This is a genomic window from Siphonobacter sp. SORGH_AS_1065, assembly GCF_030818595.1.
In the GTDB taxonomy this organism is placed as follows: Bacteria; Bacteroidota; Bacteroidia; order Cytophagales; family Spirosomataceae; genus Siphonobacter.
This window is the reverse complement of sequence record NZ_JAUTAM010000004.1, coordinates 1,548,154-1,573,539: the sequence shown is the minus strand read 5'-3', so window position 1 is coordinate 1,573,539 and position 25,386 is coordinate 1,548,154. Positions and strand designations below refer to the sequence as shown.

The window sequence follows — 25,386 nt, the reverse complement described above, 5'->3', positions numbered from 1 at the left end:
CGTTTATGTAGAAAAGAAAAGGCTCCGAACTTCGGAGCCTTTTCTTTTCTGTTACATTTTGACAAACTTCTTAATCACACGTTCCTGCCCCTGCCGAATTTCAAGTAAGTAAACACCTTTATTCAGTGAGGAAACATCCAATTTTTGATGGAAGCTATAGCCTTCTTTCTTATGCAGTTGTTGTTTAATGCTACGGCCCAAGCCAGAGTCATAGAGGTAGAATTCCACCGGAAGAGCGTTATCATTTTCCAGCGAAACCTCCACAAAGTCAACAGCGGGAACCGGGAACACCTTCAAACTGCTTAACGATGAGCTCAACACTGGGGCCGCAGCTTCCGCAGCTACCCGACCCGCCGTTGAAGTGGTAGGACCAGGGACGACAAACACCGGGGTTTCAGAAACCGGAATGGTTACCTTACCCGCCGTAGCTGTCAGTGTTGTTACCTGCATGGAGTCGCTACCGATCACGGGTTTGTAAAGCTTCGCAGTGCTTGCCCCGTTAAGATTGAGCACATAGCTAGCCGTCCGTTCTTTTTCGTCGGGCACTACCAGCATGTACATGGACTGATTGTTATACTTGTAATGATCCACAATAGGGTCATTCTGAAGCGTAGACTGGTAACTGAATTCCCCAAATTTTTCATGAACCTGATGAATGTAATCGGCTGCTGGTTTACGAGTCTGATCGGTATTAATCAAGCCCATTGAACCAAACTGCGTTGGCGAAAGGAAATTATCGTCGTACATCTGATACAGGAACACTTTTTCAATACCTGCCCGGGCATAAAGTAAGGAGGTACGTAAGATCCAGTCTGCCTGCGTTTGAATAGCCGTCTTATTTCCAATGGCAATGGCTTTTAGCGGGCTACCCTGATTCAGGTCATAACCCGTTTCGGTTACCCAAACGGGCATACCCTGTGATTGCTGATGAGCTAAGGTATTAAAATCAGACGCAATCTGACGGACCCGGGTTACTTCGGGGGCGGCTCCACGGGAAGCCATGCCGTTTTGCATCATAGCACCGTCGTCCGAATACAGGTGATAATTAATCACGTCCCAGCAAAGGTTAACGCTGCCGTCCGCTTTGTAACCCCGGTATTCTTTGCACCAGTCAATCATTCCCTTGATGTAATCCACCGAAGCTGCTGCCAAACCAGCCACTACCACCTTCATATTAGGATCTGCGTTTTTAATGCCAACGCCGGGGCCCATGGTGTTTTTATGACCATCGTAAAAAGCCGAAAGGTTGGCGGCGTATTCACGGCTGGTCTGGTAAGCTTTGCGACCTTTCCACCATTTGTCACGTTCGTTTTCGCACTCAATGTACTTGATGAGGTTCAGACCAATTTTTACCGTATTAATGCCGTCGTTATTCCAGCGTTGAGAGCTGTTTACGCTCATTAAAGATGGGTCAACGTTGGTATTACTTCCGTAACGGGCTGCGTACTGGAAACCTACTTTAGCCTGCTCAATATAGGAAGTGGGATTGGTCAGGTCTTTACCGTAACGAAGCGGAATGTTCTCCGAATCACGTTCATCATCGGGGTAGGTTTCCTGCATCCAGTTTGGGATGGTTTTAAGACAGGCTAACACTTCGATACCCTCGGCCTTGCAGCGTTCGTAGATGATATCATAATTCCAGCCACCGCTGTGTACTGGGTTAAAGGTATATTTCCCTTCGGTTGACTCCAGTTTTTCCCAGTCCATGTAATGACGAATACCTGAGAAATTTTTAACGGCCTTGAGCTTCGTTTCATTGATGACCGTTGGATTTTGGCCATCTTCAAAATCCCATTCAAAGGCATTGATTCCGAACATATCCTTCAGCTTCACGGATTTTTGCGGAGCTGCTGTAGGCTGATTAGTGGCAGCCTGATAGGTTCCGTAGATTTCCATTTCGTTGGGATATTGATACCAGGCATTCAGAACCAGATAACGGGCATTAGGAATAGGGGTATCAAGGGTGAACGTAGAATAACGATCGGGGTAAGGGCCTACCCACTCATTGTAACGTTCTCCCGTGAAGGTAGCGATGGGGATACGTTTCCAGTTCTCATCAATAATGGATATGGTTACCGGATTATCCTTCAAGGAGCCTTCTCCATCGTAGAACCGAATACTCTGAATCGTCATTCTTTCTCCATCCTGAAGAGGATAATAAGCGTCAAAGTTATTCAGAATTTTTCCCCAACCTGTATTGACAGCCACATCCGTAATGCCATCAAATAAGCCCTCAAGCCCATTGCTGACGTTATTCAACTGATACCAACGTTTGGGATCAAGTGTGATTTTAGTCCCTACTACTTCATAAGCAGGAGTTGTAGTCGAAGGACTAGTGGGGGCAGTTTGGTTAGCTTTTACAAGAACATTAACAGTCTCGTTTCCCGCTGCTGTATAATTCTTACTTGCGGCCTGCGAAGCCGTGATAGAAGTCGTTCCAGCAGCCACAACATTAGCTTTCCATTGACCAGTAGCGTTCGAAACCGAGATAATATCGGGATTTGCCGAGGTATAGGTAATGGGCGATTCGTTGTTGTTACTAGTAGCATTAAGCACGAAAGGCTGATCACCTACCTTTTTCTCGGGAATGGCAGGGAAGGAAACAACGGACGGTGAGAGAACCGAATTCGAAGTACCTGTTTTAATTTCCAACCAGTTGAAATTCCAGTCACCTTGTTTGATGAACAAACGTAGCTTCTGACTGCCCTCAGGTAGGGCTACCGTTGTGCTGATAGTAGACCAGACTTGCCAGCCACCCGTTTGGGGTACACTTATGGTTTTTAAAACGGTTCCATTGCCATTCTGAACTTCAAATTTCCCATTCCCATAACTATTGGCTATTCGAAAATTAAGGGTATAATTTCCTGCAGAGGGTACTTTGATGTTATAATCCAGCCAGTCGTTACTGTCAATTCGGCCTACGTTAAGACCGCCACCCACATCGCTGGTGGTTTCTGTCTGCACGCCCAGCATGGCATCATAATCTTCCGCTTCGATCTTAGCGGGGATGGGTCTACAGGCTTTTACTTCAAACCAGTTAAAATTCCAGGCTCCCTGTCTAGCAAAAATTCGAATGGTTTGATTACCAGCGGGTAAAGAAACGCTTGTACTGATGGTCGTCCAGCCTTGCCAGCCACCTGTTTGGGGTACGCTGAGCGTAGAGAGCACACTACCCGAAGCGTTTTGTAACTCGATTTTCCCATTCCCATAACTATTGGCAACCCGAAAACTGAAAGCATATACGCCAGCAGAAGGAACATTGACCTGGTAATCCATCCAGTCATTATCGTCGATCCAGCTTACATTCAAACCGCCACCCACATCACTGGTGGTCTCGGTCTGCACGCCTAGCATGGCATCATAATTTTCAGCCTCAATCTTCGCTGGTAAAGGCTTGTAAAGGTGGGGAGAGGGAGCTGAAGAAGCTCCATAGGAAATGCCAAGTGCTCCACAGAGCACTGCTGCAAGAAGTAAGGGTGATTTCATCTCAACTTTGTTGGCGGACAATAGTCGCTAGAAAATCTTTTAAAAGCTTTCTAAATTTTCTACGTTTCAGCCATTTTTTTGACGCGGTGAATAATTCGAATATTCATAGATAGAGCAGAGATAATCGTTAACAAATGTCATGCAATATAATTCAAAATATAATACATTTTATTTTATAATTTGTTTGTTATTTTCTCTTTTGTCGTTCATTTATTTAATATTTGTGTATGCATCTACTTCCTGCCTGGTTGTTGCAGCACCGTTTTAGCTACTCTGCCGAAAAACCCGACCCTTCACTCCTTGACGATCTAAAGACCCGACTTTCCAAGTTTCAGGTTGAAGATCCCGAGGTGACCATTGCTATTCCTGCGTATAATGAGGAACGAACCATTCTCAATACGCTATCTTCGCTGGCTAATCAGAAAACTCGCTTTCGGACGGAGCTGATTATTGCCAACAATAATTCTAAGGATCGCACCCAGGCTTTACTAGATGCTTGTGGGGTTAAATCCATTCTCGTAACGCAGCAGGGAATAGGCCATGCCCGGCAGGCGGGTTTGGAAGCAGCCCGTGGGAAATACCTGCTTAATGCAGACTGTGACTGCATTTACCCACCTACCTGGATTGATAGCTTGGTAGAACCTCTGACGACGCCTGAATTTTCCTGTACGTACGGGACGTATTCATTTTTGCCTAGTGCGGTTAATTCGAGAGCGGCTTTAATGTTACATGAAACCGTTTCTCATGCCGGATTCAAACTTCGCCGCTGGAAGGGTTTTGAATACATCAATGTACTGGGTTTTAACTTTGCGTTTCGTCGCAGTGATGGGCTGGACGTAGGTGGGTTCCGGGTGGATGCCGGGCATCAGGGAACGGTGGCCGCTCAGGGCGTATGTGAAGATGGCTGGATGGCGATGACCTTACTCGATAAAGGCAAACTTAAGCACGTAACCAAGGGGGCTCACGTTTGGACGGACGACCGGGTATTGAACCGTGATGGAGGTGTTCTAAAAGCTTTTAAAAAGCGTATTGCGGTAGAGTTCAGAAGGTTGGCTCAGAAATAATCATCAACTACTCATTAAGGCCTAAAAAATCCGCCCAATTCTACAAAACCGCCAGCTATTTATGAGTTCAAGTGCAAGCCTGCCAAAGGTTTCAATTGTAACGATCAATTACAATCAGGCAGAGGTTACTCGCCAATTTCTGGAATCTAGTCGTTTCCTCACGTATCCTAATTACGAAATCGTTATTGTAGATAACGCTTCCAAGCAGGTGCTGAGTACCGTTTTAGACGTGAGTGATTACCCAGGTACCCGCATCGTGCGAAGTGAAGAAAACCTGGGGTTTACTGGTGGAAATAACATCGGTATGGCAGCGGCTAATGGCGATTATTTCTTCATTGTGAATAATGACACGGAAATGCCTCCGTCCTTATTAGATGATCTGCTCAAGCCTTTCGCAACGGATCCTCGTATTGGAGTTACTTGCCCTAAAATCAAGTTTTTTGATTACCCTGACATCGTTCAATACGCGGGGTACAATCCCATGAATCCCTATACTGGTACGGCTACTCCCATTGGATTGAATGAAAAAGACGAGGCTAAATTTGATCAGTCGGGGGTTACCAATTTTGCCCACGGCTGTGCTATGCTGGTCAAGCGGGAAGTTATCGAAAAGGTAGGCCGATTTGCTGAACGGTTCTTCCTGTATTATGAAGAGCTGGACTGGTCACAACGAATTAAAGACGGTGGGTTTTTGATTTATTACGTCGGAACCACGCACATTTTACATAAAGAATCGGTTTCAGTGGGTCCAGCCAATCCTTTAAAAACCTATTACCTGACTCGTAACCGTATCTTATATATCCGTCGGCACGGAAGCTGGTTTCAACGAATGGTTTTTTACGGATTTTTTGCATTTGCCGTATTGCCTAAACACTTGCTGACGTATCTTATTCAGGGAAAAATGGCTCATGCCAAAGCCTTTATGAAAGGAGTTTCCTGGAATTTGCACTCACCCAGTACTTCAGCGGTATAGATTTAAGCCGCAGCCAGAAGCTTTTTCTGCTCTTCCTGATCCAGTCGCCGGGTTACATCAATCAGGGCGGCCATCAGGTAGATGTATATGCTCGAAGGAAACTGGACGATGGCTTCCTGGGGGTAATTGCCAATATTAAGAGCAAAGACCGAAAGAGTCATGGCCAGACAATACATTTTCAGCTCCGGATTTCGGATTGCGTAATAATTGATAATACCCGTTCGAATGATCTGAAACATAAGTAGACAGAAAAGGAACAGGCCAATCCAACCCATCTCTACTGCTACGCGAACATAACCGCTGTCCGGTGGAAAATTAGCCAGGTATGAATTCGGAGCGAAGCGTTGTCCCCATACGCCCGTAGCTCCTAAACCACCACCAATCGGGTGGGAGAGAATATACGGCTGGATACGTTTCTGATTAGCCTTTCGTAAATTAAACGAAGCATCTTCCGAAGGCTTGAAGGCCGACTGGAACCGATAAAGCGTCTGATTGGAAGTAGGAATAAAAATCAGAATGACCATGAGTATGGCCGCAACAATACTAAATTGTAATACCCTTGGGCTGTAGTTTAAGATTCCAAACATGGCCAGACCAGCCGGTACTAATACGTAGGCTCCCCGCGTTCCGGAAAATAGCATAGCCGCCATATAAAAGACGATTAATACTCCTAGCACGTATTTCTTCCAGGTTTTTAAATTTCCGGAAATCAGGGCTACGCAGATGAGTGCCGCAATCACCATGTTATAGGAAAAAGCCACGGGGTCGGAAAGAATCGAATACTTACGCCAGTGCCCTCCGATGAATAAAAGGTTGGCGATGTTCGGATCGGAATGTAACCACTCTTCTTCTGCGGCTGAAAAGCCGATATACTCCTGTTTGAAGGCGTAGCCAGCGGCGTATGCTGCTAATAATAGCCACATTTTAAGAATAGTGCGTACGAGTTGTACCGTGCGAATTTGATACTTAAACACGAAGTACATCAACATTACGAAGGCTACCGACCGAACCGTATACACCCAGGCCAGACGGGATTCCGCCGCAGGGTTAACAATTTCCAGAAAATTAAAGGCAATCCAGACCCAGATCATCGTACTGATACGGCCCTGAAAAACACTCCAGTCGGGCTTGGCTCGCTGGTAGATGAAAAAGCCCAGAATGAGCATGAGCTGAATGCCATCCATCAACGTACCCAATGGAAAATTGAGCCCAAATCGCATCAGGTAAAAAAGCAGGTACGCAAAAGCCAATAAGACTAGTATGCCAAAAGAGGGCTTGGCCACAATGGCGTAAACGCAGGGAATACCAATGAGCGTGGCAATAATACCTGCTCCTGCTACTATTCCATAGGTAACCGTAAGCCAGCCCATTGCCAGTGATAAAACCAGCAAAATGGAAATGCCCGGAACATTATAGAACTTTTCAATCCAGAGCTTTTGTCGAAGCCAGGAACGAAGCGTGGGGCGGGTGCTTTCAGAAGACGATATGGGATAGGGAACGTCGCTCACCTAAAAAAACAGGAGTTTAAAGAAAAAGACAAATACACTGGCCAGAGCCACCCAGATGGCTACCTTGCGGGTAATAATTTGAATAGGTGTGAGGTTTTCCGTTGAATCAGGCAAGTCCTCCTCCGTTGTTCGTTCTGGATATATCTTCATAACATCACGTTAAGATTCGGAGCCTTCGTGTTTAGTAGCTACTGAATACTTATTGGCTTTCCTTGCTTTCAGTAAAGCCAGGATTTGATACATCATAAAGCTGGGAATATTCACCAGAGAACGGTAAATCCGGGGATCCGTTTCGGAGCTAACCAAAGCCAGCAGGAAGCCTACCACAAATAATATCAAGCTAATCAGCCAGCTTAGGGAAGCTAAAGGAGCAATCAGCAAATTAACCAGCATGAATATAACTGACAGCACCAGGAATATAAAAAGTGGTGGTCTGAGCAGAATAAACCCAAATACAAATTGATTCCAGTTAAACGAGCGAATGCCTTTGCCAATAAGCTTGAAACCGTAGGTGAAATACTTGAACCAGGTGTTAATCCAGCGGGCTCGTTGTTTGACCAGCTGATCCGATTTAGCCGTTTTTTCGTCGTAAACAATAGCTTTATCCGTGAACGCAATTCGGTAGCCCCGGCTAATGATGGCGTATTGTAACACCTTGTCAAAACCGGCTCCGCTTACGTCGAGATGTTCCAGACATTCCCGGTATAAACGCACGGTAAAAGCCATGCCTGAACCAGCCAGGGTAGCTGAAGAACCCACGCCAAAAAGTACTTTTCCGTCGTAAAAGTGGTAATAAATGTCTCTCCCCGCATCCAGACAGGCCAGGGTGGTATTCATGTTTTTTGCTTCGCGAATACCCTGAACAGCCTGAAAACCCTGATCGAAGTAAACATTGAGTTCATTCAGGTATTGAGGGTCCACGAGGTTATCACTATCAATAATCGTGAGCCGTTCGTGCGGTCTTCGGAAGTGGCGAATGGCATAAAAATGAGACCGCGTATTACTCGCAAGAACCTGCTCTGGACGAAGTAAAATAACCCGTGGATCAGGAAAGTGTAGATTACTAATATCGCACTTATCCGCAACGATATAAATCAGATAATTCGAGTAGTGTAAAGCTAGTAACGAATCTACTACTTTAGGCAATAGCGTGGTCTGTTCGTAGGCAGTTACAATAATCGCGTAATCGGCTTCAGGAGCAGTCGAACGATTCGGTAAAGTAGGTTTCCCTTTTAAAAGATAAATGACCCAGAGCACCAGCGGAAATACCAGGTTATAGCCAATGCAAATCTGGACGATGGCCCATAAATAATAGAACACAGTCATCGGGTTAGGCGGTTAAGCGATCGTCGTTTTATTTAGAATCCACCCCGTAAAGGAATTTTTCAGACTCGTTAAGTACGTAACGGCGGGAGCCTTTTTCGCGGTAATGGTTTCACCGGACTTGTATACGGCCACCACTTTATCAGAAACCGCAATCCATTCCTTGGCTTTGTTGAGACTTTCCAGCGAGGGCGTCTCGATGAGGATTACATCAAAGTTACGGCTAAGCTCCTGCATTTTCTGCTGAACGGTTGTTTCGCTGGCAATTTCCAGTAATGAATAATCCAAACCCTTATTACTCAGAAACTGAACGGAATGAGGGTCCGTTGCCACAGGTAAGGCGGTTTGTCCCGTCAGGTAGTCTTCCAAAAATAAGGTAGAGCCGGAGCTTTGACTAATGGATGGATTCAGGAAGTTACCATCGATGACTAATACTTTTTTCCCGATCATGGAGAAGGCCTGGGATAAGCTCAATGTAATCAGCGTTTTCCCTTCTCCCTGAGTAAGGCTGGTAATGGCCAGAATATGTTTGTCCTTTAGTTCATTATCCAGTTCAAAACGAACGGCTCGAAGTAAGTCTTTGTACTGCTGGACGTTCTTATGATCCGATTGATTTTGCCAGGACTGATTCAACGAAGCCGGATCAGTCAGCACATTGAGTCGACCTAAAACCGGGCTATCGGTGGCATTGGCCAGTGACAAGGGATCCTGAATGGATTTGTCCAGGTAATAGATAATAAAAAAGACAAAAACGCAGAGAACGAAACTGACAATTCCTGATAAAGCAATTAGGATAATTTTTTTCGAAGGGGCTGCTGTTCCTGGTAAAGCTTTTTCAAGAATGCGAAGCTGAAGCGTATACTGAGAAAGCATTTTTGCTTCATTGTACCGTTGCAATGCTTCGATGTATTCTTTACTGGCTACATCAATACTTGTTTCATATTCCTGAACCCGAGCCTCATTAGGAACCATAGAATCCAGACGGCTATTTAACTTGTCAAGTTGATCCTGTAAGGATTTAATACTGTTCTGAGCTATTTCCCGTTGGATTTCCAGACTTAATTTCTGGGTAATTAAATCTCCTTTGGCTACTAATGGATTGTAGATGTAACTATCCGTTGCCGCACTGATTTGTATATTTAACTGGTTTTGTAAAGAGTCAACTCGTTGCTTGAATTTAGGGTCAAAGTTGCTTGAATAGTAAATATCGTTAGCGGCCCGTAACTGCTGTTTGACGTCAATGACTTTTTGATTGATAGCCGTCATCGCGTTTTCAAGATACTGTCGGTCAGCGGGGTTAAACTTATTATCAATGTTCTTTAAAGCCGCCGTGTAAGCCACCACATCTTTGACTGCCACTTCTTTTTTAGTCTCGAAATCAGTGATTTCTCCGTATAAATTTCGAGCCTGTTCGTTAAGGTTTAATACCCTATTCTGAATTTTAAAGTTTTTAAGTTCATTCATACGCCGACTTAAATTCGACATCTTTTCATTCATGAATGCTTCTAAAAACTCAATGGATCGGGTGTTACTACTCTGAAGACGATTGGAGAAAGCGGTAATAAATTCATTACACAGGGCATTTACTGCAAACTCAGTCAGATACGGGTTTTCGCCTTCAAATTCTACCTTGATGAAGTCACTGTCACCCACACGATAGACAGTAAATTTTTTCGTTAATGACTCATTATCATATTTCATGGACTCCAGTAAGTCCTGAAGCTCAACCTCTTCTTTTTTCTGCGGAGATAGCTCATCCCGGGTTGCAAGTTTTTGGGTAAAAACAGCAATAGCCCGGCTCCGTTGCTGAGGGCTTAAATCTTTTAATAAAGAACTGGGCTTTCGATAGGATTCTTCTGCCGATTTAGCTTTTAGATCATGCAGGATGAGCTGATAACCAATGGGATCCAGTGTCTTTTTCAATAACATGCTTTGAATGATGTTATTAAACTTCTGGCTGATCTCCGATTGCTGTTCGTCAGTACGTAAGGAAAACCCCTGATCAGTTTTATCCACCAGACCCGTCGAGATCCGAGCTTCTGATTTATACTGATCGGGTAATTTTTTTACTAGAAAATAACTGGCAATAGTAGTAACGAGAGGGACTAGTATTAAGATTAGTTTCTTGCTATACAAAAACTTTAGAAACTGTACGAATTCAGTCATAGATTCATTGATCGTTAAGGAACCTTTAACGCCTGTAAAAACTCAGACCGGGCAAAGGGCTAAGTTGAGCTAGTTAAAGTTTTATGTTCTCAAGTTTTTCTCCTACTAACTCTTCGAGGCGACTTTTAGCCACCAGCATTTCGCTTTCAGCCGTCATTTTACCCTGGGTATGATCTGAAATCATCAATAGCATTTTGTTATAGCTTTCCAGCGTTTCCTGACCCTTTTCATACTTGTATTTCACGTCCTTAAGCATGCTTTCTACATCCAGTAAAGCCTGAATTTTCGTTCTTAAAATCGCTTTTCGTTGAACATAAATGTAATACCTCTGCTCTACGTCGGCCTTAAGCGTCAAATCAAAAGCGTCTCTTTCGTACACGACTACTTCCTGCTCGGCTTTGGCCTGCTTCACAAGAGCTGGTTTCTGAAGCAAAGCCCCAGCATTTACCACAAGCCCCAATTGATAGCCATTTAACAAATTGCGGGTGCTACCGCTAGGCTGGCTTGGATTTTGGTTAATCAGTGTTACGCTGTTATTGGGACTGTAGAGGTAGGTGAAGGATAAAGCGTCAAAGTAGGAAAGACGATTTTTCTTAATGACCGCATTGGCCGCGTCGATCCTGGAATTATACATTTTACTTTTAGGATACTTCTCCCGGGCAACTGCAATCAGTTTTTCCAAATAGGGATAAGAGATATCCTGCATCATGGAATTCTGCGATTCTTGTGCTCGCGTTTGTTGAAAAACGGAAAGAAAGATAGCGAGAACAAAGAAGAACTTTTTTATCATAGAACGGATGATATATGCATTTCCTGCTCTCGCCATGGGTGATGATGATTGAATAAGAAACGAGTGGGCAGTCTATTAGGATTATACATTCTCGGACTGAAATAAGGCCGGAAATGTTTTAAAAATAATTTTCATGTCCATAGCAAACGAGAAATTGCGAGCGTACTCAATGTCAAGTTGCATACGTTCTTCTTCGGACATATCCTGTTTACCTTTTCCTCGTTTAGTTACCTGCCAAAGCCCGGTCAGTCCAGCCGGTCCGGCAAAACGAAGAATATATTCGTCGGAAGTCAGTTTTTCAGCTTCGTAAAGCGGTAGTGGCCGATTACCCACCAGAGACATATCGCCTCGGAAAATATTGATGAGCTGAGGTAACTCGTCGATGCTGGTATTACGGAGGAAACCCCCAATGCGGGTAATACGGGGATCATTCCCAAACTTCATGAATGCGGCTTTGTTGTGTTTCCGCTGGAGATATACCTTTTCACAAACGTGCTCATTGTCAAGGTATAGCATCTGAGGGCAGGCCGTATAACCCGAAGCTTTACACTCGGCACACAAGCTGTGATTCTGAGTCGAGGTCGTGTTTTCTACCTCTTTATTGTACATGTTGAAGGCGGCCATATCCTTCACCATTTTATCCGCATCCGTTCGCATGGTTCGGAACTTAAGCAGGTTAAATACTTTATAACCGGTACCTACGCGTTTGGATTTATAAATGATGGGTCCTTTGGAGTCCAGCCTGATTAGCAGGATGACGACTAGTAACAAAGGAGACAGTAAGATCAAAGCAGCACCCGTGGCAGAAATGTCAATTAGCCGTTTCCACCAGGGAATTTTTACATTAAAACGGGGCGTTTCGCTAGGTTGTAATGCTTTAAGCTGGTTTTTACGCAGAAAATAATGCAGCCGCAATAACAAATCACCCTTGCTAAAATCTGAGGGGAAAATGTCATTAGCACCAGCTTGCTGAGCCTCTTGGGCCAGTTCTGCACTTAGCTTGGGTACGGTTACCAACACTGGCAGGGACTGGAGCCAGGGCGTGGAACGAATTTCTTTCAGGAACGTACGAGCCGCTGGCGTGTAGCTAAGAATCACGGCATCAGCCGGATAATGATCCTTAAGGGCCGCTAGAGCCTCATGGGTTTCTTCTAATGGATTGATGTTCAGATTCTGACCAAACTTCTTGATAAAGTTCAGACTAGCTTCTGAATCTTGTTCCACGTATAATATACGCAGAGGTACAGAGGAGACAACAGACATTGTGGTGTCGTTTCAATGGCGTTATGCTTGGGCTTTGCAGAGAAGGAACATCGGTTCCCGTAGAAATTATCTGTAGACGCGACGAAGTACGGCTTTTACTTTTGCAGTGATTTCCATGGGATTAAAGGGCTTGGTCATAAAATCATCAGCCCCTAATTCTAGACACTGAATCCGATCATTACTTTCTTCACTTCCTGAAAGGATGATGACGGGAATATGTCCATACATATTACTTGAACGGAGGACTTTTAAAAATTCTTTTCCGTTTAAATGAGGCATGTTAAGATCTGCCACAATAAGATCTACGGGAGCACCCGTTTCGATCCATGACATACCAGCCATCCCATCATCTTTAATAACAGTATTGAAATCTTTGTTCAGGGCAAGTTGAAGTACTTTCCGGGTCATGGGTTCGTCGTCCAGAATAAGTACGGTCGGGTTTTCAACTGAATTCATAAATTGGCGGTGTTATAATGACGGTAATAACGAAAATACGGAAAATTACATGTTAAGTAAATTCCTTTTGTTGCGAACATAAGGCCTTTACTATGAAAAATAAGTGATTCAAAATGACTCGGTTAGGTCTAGCAGATAGAGTATACTAAATAATTCTATTGAGTATATTTTCTCTATAAATCTCGTCTCTCAGCAAAGAATATTTAAAGGTAAATTATAATGCCAGACTTACGTGCTTATACCTTAAAAGATTTTTTACTTTAGATTAGTGTATTTATATATTTTATTTGAAAAACATAAAAAAATACTATATTTTACAAAAAAAAGCTTATCATTCATCATTATGTATGTTAGAAATCTTGATAGGCTCGATAGTGATATTGTCTTATGGTAATTTTATAATTATTAATACTTATTTATAGGTTTTTTTATGTACCATCATGTAATTCTTAAATAGTAAAGATTAAAATCAAAATGCTTTATATCTCAATGCTTAATATTTAACCACTTTAAATTATTTTTGGACTCGATTTGTAAAGTACTAAACGTCAGTAATAGTTCAGTTGATGAGAGTTTTGAGCAGTTCATCGAAAACGTTCATTAAATCTTATCTATTTTTGATAAATAATAAAACTTTATTCTTGCCGCCCCCTGGAATAAATGTTGTTCTTATCCTAAAATTCCTAAGTGGTTTTTTGATAACATTAGGAAATAATCTCCTTATGAAGATGGGTATTTCTCATCTTATGAATATCAATGAAAGCGTTGGATAGTATCATTTGTATTGGACAGACTCCGTGGCAGGGCGAATTTCAAAATTCAGCCGTTCAGCTATTAACCGAGTTATCAAACTATTATCGAGTTCTTTATGTGGATTACCAATATACACTCAAAGACATGGTGATGGGGGTGACGGGCCGCAGAAATGTCCCTATGCAAAAGCTGGTCAACCGTAAGGGGGTATTAACTAAAGTAGAAGAAAATAGGGAACTTTACGTATGGCTGCCCCCGGTAATGGCTCCTGTGAACTGGATGAGTGATTCGTACCATGACACGTTCCTTCAGATTAATACCAAGCGTCTGACCAATGGTCTTCGGGAAGTGATGAAAGAGCTAAGGATGCAATCACCCCTGATAATCAATGCCTTTAATCCCGTGCAGGGCTTACCACTTTTACATAAGTTAGGAGAGGTTGCGACCATTTATTATTGTTTTGACGAAATTTCAGCGGAAGCCTGGATGGGTAAGCATGGAGCCCGGTACGAAAAAAAGTATCTGAAAGCAGTAGATGCGGTAGTAACGACTTCCGAGGCTCTTCAACAGTTTAAATCCCAAGAGCAGCCCCGAACTTTTTGTGTAAAAAATGGGGCTAATTTCGATTTATTCTATCAGGCTCATCTTTTGAAAAGTCAAAAACCAAAGTCTGAGAATAAGACTATCGGGTATTTGGGAACAGCAGATAACCGCATAGATGGTGAGCTGGTAGAACGATGTGTGCAGGATATGCCCCAGCATCGCTTTGAGTTTCTCGGCCCAGTCAATGATGACACGCTGAAAGAGCGTCTCTCCGGGTATTCGAATGTCATTTTTACACCGTCGAAGCGGCCAGAAGAATTACCACAGGCTTTATCCGAATGGGATGCTGCGATGATTCCTTTCGTGTGTAATGAACATACGTATACGATTTATCCCCTGAAAATCAACGAATACCTGGCCGCCGGCTTACCCGTAGTAACGACACCCTTTTCAATACTGAAGGATTTTGAAGACATCGTCTCGATTGAGTCTACTGCCGAAGCTTTTAGTAAAAGTCTGCAAAAAGCTTTAGAAAGTACGGATCCCGTTGAGGTTAAACAACGAATTGAAATGGCTCGTGGAAACTCCTGGGCTCACCGGGCTAAAGAATTTCGTTCTATTATTGAGCAGATTGTGGACTGGAAGCTGGTTTCGTAACCCGTTGCCACTGTCCACTGGCTGAATCATATTGTTTTAATAACTTCGCCGGATTTCCTCCCACGACTGAGTACGGAGGAACATCTTTCGTTACTACACTTCCACCCGCTACTACCGAATTCCTGCCAATCGTAACGCCAGCCGTTATAACGGCATTTGCCCCAATCCAGCAACCTTCTTCAACAACAATGGGCTGAACCGTAACAGGTTGGCGATGAATGGGTTGTTTAACGTCTTCATACGTATGGTTCAGACCTGAAAGCACCACGTGCTGGGCCAGAATTACGTCTGAGTGAAGGTGAACAGGACCAATAACTACTGAAGAAATACCTACAGTGCAATGGTCTCCAATAATGACATCTCCTACACCGTTATTAACCACGCAGAAATCTTCGATGGTGCTGTAAGCTCCGAGACTAAAGGCCTTGAAAGGTAATACATCCATCCGGGCCGAAGACCTGATCTTAGCACGACGGTGTTTTTTATGAATAAAAGGGTTTAAAAACCAGCTTACCCACCGACGAGGACGGGCTTCATGCCTGGGAATTAGTAACCAGTGCACCCATTGTTTAATAGCCGGGTTAGTATCTAAGTAAGCTTTTATATCCATAATGAGACTATTGGGCAGAAGCAGTTTTAAATTGATGGATAGCGTCAATCATTAACTGAAGAGAATTTTCCCAGGTATGATCCAGTGCAAAGGCGATACGTTCCGGAGCTGTTGATAAGTGTTGACCTGACAACGCCTGCTCAATACAGCTAATGAACGTTTGAGGGGAGTTAGCTAAAAAGACGTGTTCTTTAAAGAGTTCCATGGTTTCTGTTTGCACTGCTACCACGGGCTTACCCATCGCCAGGTATTCATCGATTTTACGAGGATAGTTACCAATCGTGACTTCGTTGAAAACCTGAGGATTAATTAAAACATCCATGTGAGCCAGATACGCCGGAATTTCATGTGGAGGTTTTGACCCTAAAAAGGTGATGTTATCCAGAGCTTCAAGTTGAGCTCGGGGAAACGAATCATCGGGTGAACCAATGAGCACAATCTGCCAGTTGGGACGCTCCCGGGCAATGGTTTCAAGGAGGGCTCCATCCAGACGAAGACTAGTCAAAGCTCCTGCGTAGCCAATGCGAGGTTGAGGAATACGAGCCAGGTCTGTGGGAGTTGCAGTGACCTCGTTGGGGTTAAACAACTCTAAATCACACCCCTGACCAATGTATACCGAATGCGGATTGTACCGGGAAGCCTGATTGGCCAAGTAACCCGAGTTACTAGCCACTATATCCACTTTACTCATTAAAGCCGGCTCGAGTCGCTCTCCATGCTTTTTCCAGTAATTAACGGCCAGAAAATTATCCCGCAGGTAATACACGTAAGAATCGGGCTCCAGGAATTCTTTTAGGTAAAACCCCTGAATCATATCGTTATCATTGAGCAGAACAAACGAATCCCATTTCAAATCAGCGAGGACCTTACGAATACCTGTGGCTAATTTTTTACTATTCCAGCGATTAAAAAAGTCATAAATGGCATTATCGGGTAACCAGTTGAAGGAGCCCAGAACGCAGGTAGGGGACCAAACCCAAAGATTAGGCTCTACTTCTGTGAGGGCTTTGCCTCCATTTTGCCCAATAAATTGTTTACGTTCCTGAAGGCGACCATCACTGCGGTACAAGGCAGCCCAGTCAAGAGGCTGGTTTACAAACAGAACACGGTGCTTAGGAGCCAAGGCCCTGGCCATATCCCGAATGTTACTTCCCATATTTTTTTCCTCCCAGGGCTGCCGGGCAATGATCACAAAGTTCATAGCTAACTCAAAAGTAAGTGGGTCGCTAGTATTGATTTAGGTGGATAATAATCAAGGACCCTACCGAATGTAAATGTCGTAATTATACTTTAACTGACGATAAATGTCCCGAACGAGGCTAATGACAGGATTCTCACTTTGGCTAATGGAGCTTCGGGTCATGGTACTGGGCTCGGCTTCCGAATTTTTCTGAATAAATAGAGACTGGAAGTCATTGTAAAACAGGCCTTTACCTTTATTTTTTAGAAATGAAATACACATTTCATATTCCGTTTTATCTCCTTTCATGCCTTCCGGGTAACGGCCAAACTTCTCCAAGAAATTACTACGTCGCAAATGGGGATGATCGCTGTAATAGTAGATTTTCTTATAGTTGGTAGCCCAGGCGGGGAATATCATTTCTGAAAAACCATGCCCCTTGGGACGCATGTATGGATAAGGGATATAGGCGTAAAACCGGACGATATCTAAGGTGTCATCCTGATTCATGAAGCGGAGAGCGTCCACAAAACGATCCGGAAATTTATCAGTAGGTTCAAAATCCTCCTGTACGTACAAGGTATAGGGTGTTTTGACGGCATCTTGTCCCTTGTTAATGTTATTGCCTAAGCCTCGATTTTTCTCAGTGGTGATAAGGTCGAATGCAAATTCTTTTTGTAACTGACGAAGTGTTGAGAGGTGCTCGGGCTTACTTCCGTCGTCTGAAATGACAATACCCCCAAAGCTGACCTGCAACTTTTGAAAAGAATTCAATAAGTGCTCTAAAGAATGACTTCTATTGTAATGCGTCACCAATAAAGTAACGTCTGAAAAAGAATATTCCATGACCTCCTGAGGAAAATGTGGTGCTTATTTAAACCTCATTAACTGAAGTGTATTTTTAAGAAAACGATACTTTAAATAACCCCAGCGTAAGGCTAAGATGAATGGGTTCGGGCGTTGTTTCCAGTCCGACCGAAACGTAGCAGTGCTGGGTTCCGAGGAAGTATTGACCTGGTCAAAAATGCTGGTAAAATCATTATAAAACAATCCTTTTGCCCGATGTTTTAAAAACGATAAACACATCGAAAACTCAGCAGCATCACTATTGGTTCCTTCCTGATATCGACCAAATTTTTCAAAAAAATTACTACGTCTTAAGTGAGGGTGATCGCTGTAATAATAGAACTTTAAATGATCGTCATGCCAAAACTCAGGTCTAAAAATCATTTTTGAAAAGCCCTTTTTAAAGGGTACCATATAGGGGTAGGGGAAGTACGCATACAGGCGAACAATATCTAGTTCGGGATCTTCCCGCATGAATTCCAGTGCATCAGGAAAATGCTCGACGAAATCAGGCTTGGCAACAAAATCCTCTTGTACGTAGAGCGTAAAAGGAGTTTTAACCTCATCCTGTCCTTTATTAATATTATTAGCTAAACCTCTGTTTTTGGGGGTAGTAATGAGCCGAAAGGAATATTGCTTGCTCAATTCCCGGAGTACTTCCTGATGTTCGGGCTTACTACCATCATCCGAAACGACAATATCACCAAAGCTACAGTTAAGATCCTGAAAACCTTGTAAAAGATTGGCAAGCGAACGGCTTCGGTTGTAGTGCGTTACCAATAAAGTAACATCCTCAAATTGTCGTAGTGATGCGTCTTTCATTTAATAACGATTTAAAACTCGTATTATAAATTAGATTTGGCGGTTTTGAAGACCGAAAACCCATCTTTAAACTTAATTTCAATATTCTTATAGGTCCATTGAGAACAATAGTAGATGAGAACGAGATTAAGAATAAAGAGGTAGCTATAATCTTCAGGAGAAAATTTAAGAATTCGAATAAATACGATATTGAAAATACTTAATAGTACAGCGTGAGTTAAATAAATAGAGTAACTATAGGTACCTACACGATGTAACAGTGTAGATGAATTTAAGATACTGGATAACTTGCCTTTTTCAAAGGAAAAAATATAAATAGCTAATAAAAATATAATCTCATATACAAAGCCATAGTACTTTAAAGTTTCTCCCCAGTAGATACTAATGAATATGGCAAAAACAATAACTATTTCCGCAAAAGTGAATAGTAATGGATTAATATGCGATAAGCTCGATACCGTTTTACTAAATATCATGTAACAGAAAGCACCAGTAAAAAAGCCAATTAGCCCTCTTAGAAAGCCGTAGTCAAAAGAATAATTGATCTGGAAACTTCCAGTAATAAAAGCCAGCAGGCCCAAGGCAACTAAAGCTGTCAACAAATAAATAATGGACTTGTACCGCTGGAGGCTTAACCGGGCTATGGTAATCATTACTAAACCAAACACGATATAAGAAATAACCTCTGCACTGATAGACCAACTGGGAATATTCCAGCTAACATCACTGATGTTAAATAGTTTAATGGAATTGACCAGAAATAAGGAAGTGAAAAAGGTAAGTACGTTATTATTCGGATTATCAAGCTTATTCACATGAATGTAATGGGACATATATTCTTTGTCCAGCTCCATAAGTAAGGTGACAAAGAGCATGACAAAATGCAGAGGGTAGATCCTGAAAAAACGCTTTTTCATAAACGTTCCGAACTCCTCCGTTGTCGACATTAGCTGATACCGGTAGGTAATGACAAAGCCACTTAGTACAAAAAAGAAATCAACAAATACGTCGGAGTTTTCGACGATAGGGTTATTAATAACAGGTGTATTGGTAAAAAATGCCATGTGGAAGAGAACCACAAAACTGGCAAACAACCCCCTGAAAATATCAAGAACGGAGAATCTGTATTTCATAAATTTTCAATAAAGATGGCGGACAGCTATGAAATACTTAGGCAGATTTTCGATACGCAAGTATCTCTTTAAGTGACATTTTATATTTGAAAGTTAGTAACAGATAGATACCCCCTCCAATGATTATTTCAATAACTGTATGAATAACCCCTTCCGAACCAACAAAGTATTTATATAAACTAATAGCCCCTACCATAAGTAACCCAAAGCTGAGTGGTTTAGCGATATTTTTAAGGAAACTGCCAAAGAAATTTCCAATGAGGTAATGAACTACGTAAAAGTTGATGATCAGGTTAATAATGGTACTTATTAGAAAGGCAAAGGCTATACCGGTTACCTGCCATTTATTACCTAATAGATACAGCAGCGGAACTTTAACAATAAGGGTAGCCAGATTAATATAGAACAGAAGGTTTGGTTTACCTTTCGTAAAAGCCAGTGTAAATAAAGGGTGAGACAAACAGAAGAAAATGCTTACGAAAACGAAAATACGAATAAGCGGAATGGTTTCTTCCCAGCCAGAACCGTACAATAAAGGTACTACACTATCGGCAGTGATGTATAACCCTACTAACAATGGAATATTGAAATAACTAACCATATCCAGAATCTGTAGATATGATTTTTTTAGTTCTTCCGCATCGTCTTTCATTTTAGCCAGAATAGGATAAGCTACCTGAAGAATGATGGGATTGAGTTTGGTAATGGGGAATACCGCTAGTTGATAAGCGATGGTATAAAAGCCCAAAGCCTTGACGCCTAATAAACCTCCAACAATAATGTTATCTGAATTGCCCTGAACAAAGCCTAATAGTCCGTCTCCTACGTTATAAATGCCGAACTTTAAATGTTCTTTAATAGATGAAAAACTCAGGTATAGCTGGGGTTTAAAAAGATTCATTCCATAGATGATCTGTAGAGCTGTTCGTAAAATGTGCATAGCCAGTTGCCCATAAATCAACGAAAGTTCTTCAAAACCATTATAGGCCAGTGTAATAGCAACAGTAGTGCCCGTTAATGCTCCGACGATTTCCATAATGGCAATAGATCGGAACTTTAATTCTTTCTGTAAAAGGAATAAATAGATTTGACCAAAGTATATAATTAAAAAATATAAAGAAGCCAGTTTAATGACTCGGTCAAGCTTAGGCTCTTTATAATAGGCGACAATTAAAGGTGAACTAAAGTAAACAATCAGGAAAATAACAAAGCCTAAAATTAAGCCTACAAAGTAAAGACTGGATAATACTTTGCGGTCAGACTCCTGCTTGTAGATAATAGAATTGGAGAAACCTAAATTACTGAAAATATAGAAGAGATTAATAATTAAGGTGCTAACACTAACCACACCAAAAACAGCCGGGTCTAACACCCGGGCCAGAATGGTTACCTGTAAAAATTGAAAAACAGTAGAAACTACGGTTGAAATGGTAATCCATTTCCCACCCTCAATTGCACTCTTTTTATTACTCATTTAGCTACTGGTAATGGGTTTAATTTTCTAACTTAAGTTATTAATTAAAGGAAGGTATGGTATGAATAAATAGAGCAATGAGGGGTACGCAGTAACTAATAGCGGGTAATCCTACAATCTAAACGCGATACGCAATGACCTATACGTATGGGTTGTCTGGACTGTTAGTAAATCAATACGTTCGCACAGGGGTATTCGCCTTTCATTTTACCAATGAGAGTGATCCATGCGGATGGTCTGCCCGGAATAATGATTGGGTCTAAAAAAAGTCCGGCAAGGGTGGACTAGATAGAGATTAATCATGATGGCGGCCAGATTAAGTATTTTTACAATTCTAATAGCTTTTCAAAAGTAATAGAATGTCAGAACGCCAGCAAACGTTGAGCCGTATTAATTCGGACGGAGAAAGAGGAAAATACCGTCTGACGATCAAACTGGTCAAGAATGGAATTCTGTTTACGGTAAATTTGCCGAAAATCCAGGAAAACATTATGACGAAGCTGGTAACTCGCTACAAGCTCCCCATACAGGAGATTCGTCCCCACTCCCTGTCCAATGAAGTTACCAAATTCGCGGTCGGCAGGACGGTTATTGTAGCTTAACAGAGGGTTCCCTCCGTAATTCCGCCCTACCAAATCCAGTCCATAATGAGCCCCAACGAAGATTCCGGTAAGATTCAGACGGGGCAGAGGCTGGTAACGAATCGTGGAGACAAACTCCCGGAAGTTACCTCCAAAAGGGTGAGCCAGCGACTGGTTGGAATTAACATAGTTCGTCCGATCCGATACGTGTTGGTAAGTATAAGGCCGAGCTCCGTTGAGTTCAATCTGTACGTCAAGGTTTTCTATGTCGAAGGCATCAATGTATTTGGCTCCAATCTGATACCCGATTTTATTACCCCACCAACCTTTCTGTTGCCGAAGCTTTTGAAGGTTAAATTCATCTAAGTTGAGCTGTCCGTAAATCTGAAACTGTTTCAGGAAGTTATAGCGGGCATCTAAGCCCAGCAGAGAGTTATCCGCACTGTATTTCTGAGCTTCAATGGCTCGGTAGAAAATAATGGGATTGAGGTATCCTAAATCAAAGTAACCCTGCGTTCGGTCACGGCTATGAATAATGGTTTCAAAAAGGCCAATGTTCAGATGCTTACCAATATTAAGCCCCAGGTGGTGCATGGCCATGAATTTTTTGGCGGGCAGCGTGCCGTAGGTTAATAAAGTATCCTGTTGATTATTGAGTTCACTGAAAAGATTGATGTACTGGAAGGGACCAATTTTTGTGGAAAGTTTGAGGAATAGATAAGGTCCGCTATTATCAGAAAGAATCATGGAGCGGAACCCATTTCCTATAAAAACTTTGTCGTGCCCAAATTGCAGGTTAATCTGCTTAATAGGATCGAATGTGATATAACCCCGGGCGGTAAAGAAGTCGCTACTGGTTTCGTAGGGAAACTGAGCGGTGTTATTACTGCGGAAAATCTTCCAGGCAGCTTCGCTGGGGACGGAATTAAAATTCTGGATACGTTCCTGAAAATACCCTGGAAGACGCATCTGGTTTTCCGTAAAATAGGTATAGAAACCCAGCTTATTACCAACGGAACCGCGTATTTCAATCCCCCGTGTATTAATATACGAATACTTGTAGACATCCTGACCACCGCCCACTAGGCCGTAAAAAACGGGATTTATGTGCAGCTCTACGTCGTCGTTGACAATACTGTAAAGGTCATTTTTCTTCTCATACAGATGTTTGAGAAAGGGCTTATCACTGGTGGCTGTGCCAGAAGCCTGTGACCATTCCCAGCTATCTTCCCTCAAATACTGAATATTAAATTTATCGGCTTCGGAAAGTAATCGATATTGATCCGCACTAAGGGAGTCGAGCAATTGAATAATGTACTTTCGGAGGTAGGGCTTCACCGTACTCTGATAACCAGGGGCGTTTTTTCCGCTCTTGATTTCATACCGATCCACAAGGTGGTAATAATCGGCATTCAGGGGGGCAAATACGCTTTGTCCAAACAAGGTTGCTGCCTGAAATCCGAAAATACTAAGGAATAAGATAAATCTTGCCATAGGCGAAAGACGCGAACCCTGTGGGTTTGACGTTTTATTGCTTACTTTGTAAAGAGCCGTAAGGCCGTGCAAATTACGAAGAGATTCTGAAATTCATTTTTACATGTTTGTCCTGACCGAGCAATCTTCCATCGCCAATCATTTCATTGCTGAATTGCGTGATGTTCACATTCAAAAAGATCCCTTACGTTTTCGGCGGAATCTCGAACGTTTAGGTGAGCTATTGGCTTACGAAATTTCCAAGACGCTTACGTACTCGAAAACTACGGTACAAACGCCTCTAGGACAAACAAAAACCTTTTTATTAACCCAACAGCCCGTTCTGGCGGCTGTACTTCGGGCGAGTCTACCTTTTCATCAGGGCTTTTTAAATGCCTTTGATCGGGCTGAAAATGCCTTTATTGGAGCTTATCGGGGGAATCATACCGAAGGGGAAGATTTTACGGTGGAGCTGGAATATATTTCCTGTCCTGACATTACGGGTAAGACGCTTATTCTGGTTGATCCCATGCTGGCTACGGGTAAGTCACTGGAAACGTCGTATCGCTCATTACTCCGGTACGGCATTCCTGCCCGCACGCACATTGCTGCCGTGATTGCCTCGCCGGAAGGAATCAAGCACGTACAGACCCGAATGCCCGAATGTCGTTTGTGGGTAGGGGACGTGGACGAGCGACTGAATCATAATTATTACATCATTCCCGGCCTGGGCGATGCCGGCGACCTGGCCTTTGGAGAGAAGCTGTAAAATCATGGAGAGTTTTAGTGTATACATTCCCGTTATTCTGGCCTCGATGCTCAAGTTTGTCGGTGGGCCGCTGGCGGGGTTGGCGTTGAATCTAACCCTGACGGAGACCATTCTCTGCACGGTTGGGGGAATGATGCTCAGCGTTATTATTTTTACTTTCTTAGGGCGAATCATTCGATTTGGCTGGGAGCAAATCAGAAAGACGCCCCGGAAGCGTTTTACGAAATCATCGCGGCGGGCCGTTACGATTTACCGCAAGTTCGGTATAGCCGGCATTGCCTGCCTGACGCCCCTGCTATTTACGCCCATTGGAGGAACTTTATTGGCCGTATCGTTTAAAGCTTCGCCCCTTCGAATTATGAGTTGGATGCTGGTGTTCGCCGTTTTCTGGGCGGTAATTTTCTGCTGGGCGATTTACAACCTCGCTGACTTACGGAAGCTAATTTTGGACTAAGATAATATCCTGTCTTAGGGTATTATTTTTCTCCCTGGCTGGTGTCTTCACCAACCACTAGGTCTTTAGTAATGGCTGGTGAGGATACCAGCCAGGGGAGTGAGACGCGATTCATTACGTCTAGTTGGGAGATTGAAGATAAACTAAATCCCCGGGTTGTCACCCGGGGCTATCCATATTGAACCCCGATGGGGTTACCTCTTTCATTCTCCGCCCTGGTTGGTGTCCTTACCAACCACTACGCCTTTAGTAATGGCTGGTGAGGATACCAGCCAGGGGAGTGAGACGCGATTCATCGCGTCTGGGTAGAGGATTGAAGACAAACTAAATCCCCGGGTTGTCACCCGGGGCTATCCATATTGAACCCCGATGGGGTTACCTTTTTCATTTCTCCGCCTTGGTTGGTGTCCTCACCAACCACTACGCCTATAGTAAGGGCTGGTGAGGACACCAGCCAGAGCGGGAAAAACGTCTTGCTACCTTGTATTAGAGTTTTCGCTGTCTAACCCTAAACCCTAAACACAAAACGCTAAACCCTTGCAAACGGAAAACTAATAATTCGTTCGGGCGAGTTTTTCAATAATCCGCATCAATTTTTCGAGCCCTTCGCGGTCCTCTTCGTGGAAATCATCGAGCTTATCGCTGTCCACATCCAGTACTAAAAAGACCTCCTGATTTACATCAAATGCAGGTAGTACAATCTCTGAGCGTGATTCTGAGGCACAGGTGATGTGGCCTGGAAAAGCGTCAACGTCAGGTACGAGAACCGTTTGCTGGGTTGTATAGGCATGCCCGCAAACGCCTTTGTCGAAATCAATGCGAGTACAGGCAATGGGTCCCTGGAAAGGGCCGAGAACCAGTTGGTTGTTTTTCCGCAGGTAAAAACCTACCCAGAAAAAATTAAAAGTTTGTTTCAGTGCCGCAGCAATGTTGGAAAGGTTCGCAATGAAATCGTCTTCCCCGCTAACCAGGGCTTCAATTTGCGGAATCAGGCTATCGTAAATCTCTTTGCGAGAAGAATTTTCAGGAATAAACAAGCTTTCAGCCATTAATGAAATAGAG

At 43.0% G+C, this 25,386-nt stretch carries 21 protein-coding genes; 5 read left to right on the top strand and 16 right to left on the bottom strand.

The genetic code is table 11. The features are described 5' to 3' along the window. Positions 1–51 precede the first annotated feature (51 nt). Entirely contained in the window at positions 52–3,486 is a 3,435-nt protein-coding gene (locus QE390_RS07145; RefSeq protein ID WP_307141624.1) for a carbohydrate-binding protein, read from the bottom strand. Positions 3,487–3,713: 227 nt separating this feature from the next. Between QE390_RS07145 and QE390_RS07140 the strand changes: the two genes are divergently transcribed. Beyond that, on the top strand, positions 3,714–4,550 hold the full coding sequence (locus QE390_RS07140) for a glycosyltransferase family 2 protein (protein WP_106637444.1): 837 nt from the start codon (positions 3,714–3,716) through the stop codon (positions 4,548–4,550). A 61-nt stretch (positions 4,551–4,611) separates the two neighbouring features. Continuing rightward, positions 4,612–5,523, top strand: coding sequence for a glycosyltransferase family 2 protein (locus QE390_RS07135; protein ID WP_307141623.1), 912 nt, complete (start codon positions 4,612–4,614; stop codon positions 5,521–5,523). Between the two features lie 2 nt (positions 5,524–5,525). Here the strand turns inward: QE390_RS07135 and QE390_RS07130 are convergent, their stop codons facing one another. The 7 genes from QE390_RS07130 to QE390_RS07100 all read right to left on the bottom strand — a co-directional run bounded on the left by QE390_RS07130 (position 5,526) and on the right by QE390_RS07100 (position 13,029). Further along, positions 5,526–7,031 (bottom strand): O-antigen ligase, encoded by a 1,506-nt coding sequence (locus tag QE390_RS07130; RefSeq protein ID WP_307141622.1) that lies wholly within the window; start codon positions 7,029–7,031, stop codon positions 5,526–5,528. Continuing rightward, complete coding sequence (locus QE390_RS07125) at positions 7,032–7,181, bottom strand: hypothetical protein (protein WP_198555269.1); 150 nt, start codon at positions 7,179–7,181, stop codon at positions 7,032–7,034. 9 nt (positions 7,182–7,190) lie between these two features. Beyond that, on the bottom strand, positions 7,191–8,357 hold the full coding sequence (locus tag QE390_RS07120) for a glycosyltransferase (RefSeq protein WP_307141621.1): 1,167 nt from the start codon (positions 8,355–8,357) through the stop codon (positions 7,191–7,193). A 12-nt stretch (positions 8,358–8,369) separates the two neighbouring features. After that, on the bottom strand, positions 8,370–10,520 hold the full coding sequence (locus QE390_RS07115; protein ID WP_307141620.1) for an exopolysaccharide transport family protein: 2,151 nt from the start codon (positions 10,518–10,520) through the stop codon (positions 8,370–8,372). Positions 10,521–10,593: 73 nt separating this feature from the next. Beyond that, a complete protein-coding gene (locus QE390_RS07110) occupies positions 10,594–11,310 on the bottom strand; it encodes a TolC family protein (protein ID WP_106637447.1) in 717 nt (238 codons plus the stop codon). Between the two features lie 81 nt (positions 11,311–11,391). Beyond that, positions 11,392–12,573 (bottom strand): sugar transferase, encoded by a 1,182-nt coding sequence (locus QE390_RS07105; RefSeq protein ID WP_307141619.1) that lies wholly within the window; start codon positions 12,571–12,573, stop codon positions 11,392–11,394. Positions 12,574–12,639: 66 nt separating this feature from the next. Beyond that, complete coding sequence (locus tag QE390_RS07100) at positions 12,640–13,029, bottom strand: response regulator transcription factor (RefSeq protein WP_106637449.1); 390 nt, start codon at positions 13,027–13,029, stop codon at positions 12,640–12,642. Positions 13,030–13,785: 756 nt separating this feature from the next. Here QE390_RS07100 and QE390_RS07095 point away from each other — a divergent pair. Further along, a complete protein-coding gene (locus QE390_RS07095) occupies positions 13,786–14,982 on the top strand; it encodes a glycosyltransferase (RefSeq protein WP_307141618.1) in 1,197 nt (398 codons plus the stop codon). Here the strand turns inward: QE390_RS07095 and QE390_RS07090 are convergent. The 7 genes from QE390_RS07090 to QE390_RS07060 form a co-directional block, all read right to left on the bottom strand. Further along, positions 14,945–15,592: a DapH/DapD/GlmU-related protein gene (locus QE390_RS07090; protein WP_307141617.1), complete on the bottom strand. Its 648-nt coding sequence runs from the start codon at positions 15,590–15,592 to the stop codon at positions 14,945–14,947. The genes QE390_RS07095 and QE390_RS07090 overlap by 38 nt on opposite strands. Before the next feature lie 7 nt (positions 15,593–15,599). Beyond that, the gene (locus tag QE390_RS07085) at positions 15,600–16,793 is read right to left on the bottom strand and encodes a glycosyltransferase (RefSeq protein WP_307141616.1); all 1,194 of its coding nucleotides are present in this window, start codon (positions 16,791–16,793) and stop codon (positions 15,600–15,602) included. Between the two features lie 60 nt (positions 16,794–16,853). Then, the gene (locus tag QE390_RS07080) at positions 16,854–17,618 is read right to left on the bottom strand and encodes a glycosyltransferase (protein WP_307141615.1); all 765 of its coding nucleotides are present in this window, start codon (positions 17,616–17,618) and stop codon (positions 16,854–16,856) included. A 24-nt stretch (positions 17,619–17,642) separates the two neighbouring features. Continuing rightward, a complete protein-coding gene (locus tag QE390_RS07075) occupies positions 17,643–18,440 on the bottom strand; it encodes a glycosyltransferase (RefSeq protein ID WP_307141613.1) in 798 nt (265 codons plus the stop codon). Between the two features lie 23 nt (positions 18,441–18,463). Next, positions 18,464–19,573, bottom strand: a complete 1,110-nt coding sequence (locus tag QE390_RS07070) for an acyltransferase (protein WP_307141612.1) — start codon at positions 19,571–19,573, stop codon at positions 18,464–18,466. Positions 19,574–19,610: 37 nt separating this feature from the next. Beyond that, positions 19,611–21,047 (bottom strand): MOP flippase family protein, encoded by a 1,437-nt coding sequence (locus QE390_RS07065; RefSeq protein WP_106637456.1) that lies wholly within the window; start codon positions 21,045–21,047, stop codon positions 19,611–19,613. 362 nt (positions 21,048–21,409) lie between these two features. Beyond that, positions 21,410–23,122 carry a capsule assembly Wzi family protein gene (locus QE390_RS07060; protein WP_307141611.1) on the bottom strand — a complete coding sequence of 571 codons (1,713 nt, stop codon included), beginning with the start codon at positions 23,120–23,122 and terminating at the stop codon, positions 21,410–21,412. A gap of 103 nt (positions 23,123–23,225) precedes the next feature. Here QE390_RS07060 and upp point away from each other — a divergent pair, with 103 nt between their 5' ends. Together upp and QE390_RS07050 are read left to right on the top strand one after the other, a co-directional pair. Continuing rightward, positions 23,226–23,870 carry a uracil phosphoribosyltransferase gene (gene upp, locus QE390_RS07055; RefSeq protein ID WP_106637458.1) on the top strand — a complete coding sequence of 215 codons (645 nt, stop codon included), beginning with the start codon at positions 23,226–23,228 and terminating at the stop codon, positions 23,868–23,870. Between the two features lie 4 nt (positions 23,871–23,874). Next, on the top strand, positions 23,875–24,324 hold the full coding sequence (locus QE390_RS07050) for a hypothetical protein (protein ID WP_106637459.1): 450 nt from the start codon (positions 23,875–23,877) through the stop codon (positions 24,322–24,324). Positions 24,325–24,875: 551 nt separating this feature from the next. On the opposite strand, the gene QE390_RS07045 is transcribed toward QE390_RS07050, so the two are convergent. Further along, positions 24,876–25,373, bottom strand: coding sequence for a GAF domain-containing protein (locus tag QE390_RS07045; protein ID WP_307141610.1), 498 nt, complete (start codon positions 25,371–25,373; stop codon positions 24,876–24,878). Positions 25,374–25,386: the final 13 nt, after the last annotated feature.

What these genes read in the sequence shown, in the direction of transcription:
- QE390_RS07145 (WP_307141624.1), bottom strand. Translation starts at nt 3,486, where the DNA reads ATGAAATCACCCTTACTTCTTGCAGCAGTGCTCTGTGGAGCACTTGGC.
- QE390_RS07140 (WP_106637444.1), top strand. Translation starts at nt 3,714, where the DNA reads ATGCATCTACTTCCTGCCTGGTTGTTGCAGCACCGTTTTAGCTACTCT.
- QE390_RS07135 (WP_307141623.1), top strand. Translation starts at nt 4,612, where the DNA reads ATGAGTTCAAGTGCAAGCCTGCCAAAGGTTTCAATTGTAACGATCAAT.
- QE390_RS07125 (WP_198555269.1), bottom strand. Translation starts at nt 7,181, where the DNA reads ATGAAGATATATCCAGAACGAACAACGGAGGAGGACTTGCCTGATTCA.
- QE390_RS07120 (WP_307141621.1), bottom strand. Translation starts at nt 8,357, where the DNA reads ATGACTGTGTTCTATTATTTATGGGCCATCGTCCAGATTTGCATTGGC.
- QE390_RS07115 (WP_307141620.1), bottom strand. Translation starts at nt 10,520, where the DNA reads ATGACTGAATTCGTACAGTTTCTAAAGTTTTTGTATAGCAAGAAACTA.
- QE390_RS07110 (WP_106637447.1), bottom strand. Translation starts at nt 11,310, where the DNA reads ATGATAAAAAAGTTCTTCTTTGTTCTCGCTATCTTTCTTTCCGTTTTT.
- QE390_RS07105 (WP_307141619.1), bottom strand. Translation starts at nt 12,573, where the DNA reads ATGTCTGTTGTCTCCTCTGTACCTCTGCGTATATTATACGTGGAACAA.
- QE390_RS07100 (WP_106637449.1), bottom strand. Translation starts at nt 13,029, where the DNA reads ATGAATTCAGTTGAAAACCCGACCGTACTTATTCTGGACGACGAACCC.
- QE390_RS07095 (WP_307141618.1), top strand. Translation starts at nt 13,786, where the DNA reads ATGAAAGCGTTGGATAGTATCATTTGTATTGGACAGACTCCGTGGCAG.
- QE390_RS07090 (WP_307141617.1), bottom strand. Translation starts at nt 15,592, where the DNA reads ATGGATATAAAAGCTTACTTAGATACTAACCCGGCTATTAAACAATGG.
- QE390_RS07085 (WP_307141616.1), bottom strand. Translation starts at nt 16,793, where the DNA reads ATGAACTTTGTGATCATTGCCCGGCAGCCCTGGGAGGAAAAAAATATG.
- QE390_RS07080 (WP_307141615.1), bottom strand. Translation starts at nt 17,618, where the DNA reads ATGGAATATTCTTTTTCAGACGTTACTTTATTGGTGACGCATTACAAT.
- QE390_RS07075 (WP_307141613.1), bottom strand. Translation starts at nt 18,440, where the DNA reads ATGAAAGACGCATCACTACGACAATTTGAGGATGTTACTTTATTGGTA.
- QE390_RS07070 (WP_307141612.1), bottom strand. Translation starts at nt 19,573, where the DNA reads ATGAAATACAGATTCTCCGTTCTTGATATTTTCAGGGGGTTGTTTGCC.
- QE390_RS07065 (WP_106637456.1), bottom strand. Translation starts at nt 21,047, where the DNA reads ATGAGTAATAAAAAGAGTGCAATTGAGGGTGGGAAATGGATTACCATT.
- QE390_RS07060 (WP_307141611.1), bottom strand. Translation starts at nt 23,122, where the DNA reads ATGGCAAGATTTATCTTATTCCTTAGTATTTTCGGATTTCAGGCAGCA.
- upp (WP_106637458.1), top strand. Translation starts at nt 23,226, where the DNA reads ATGTTTGTCCTGACCGAGCAATCTTCCATCGCCAATCATTTCATTGCT.
- QE390_RS07050 (WP_106637459.1), top strand. Translation starts at nt 23,875, where the DNA reads ATGGAGAGTTTTAGTGTATACATTCCCGTTATTCTGGCCTCGATGCTC.
- QE390_RS07045 (WP_307141610.1), bottom strand. Translation starts at nt 25,373, where the DNA reads ATGGCTGAAAGCTTGTTTATTCCTGAAAATTCTTCTCGCAAAGAGATT.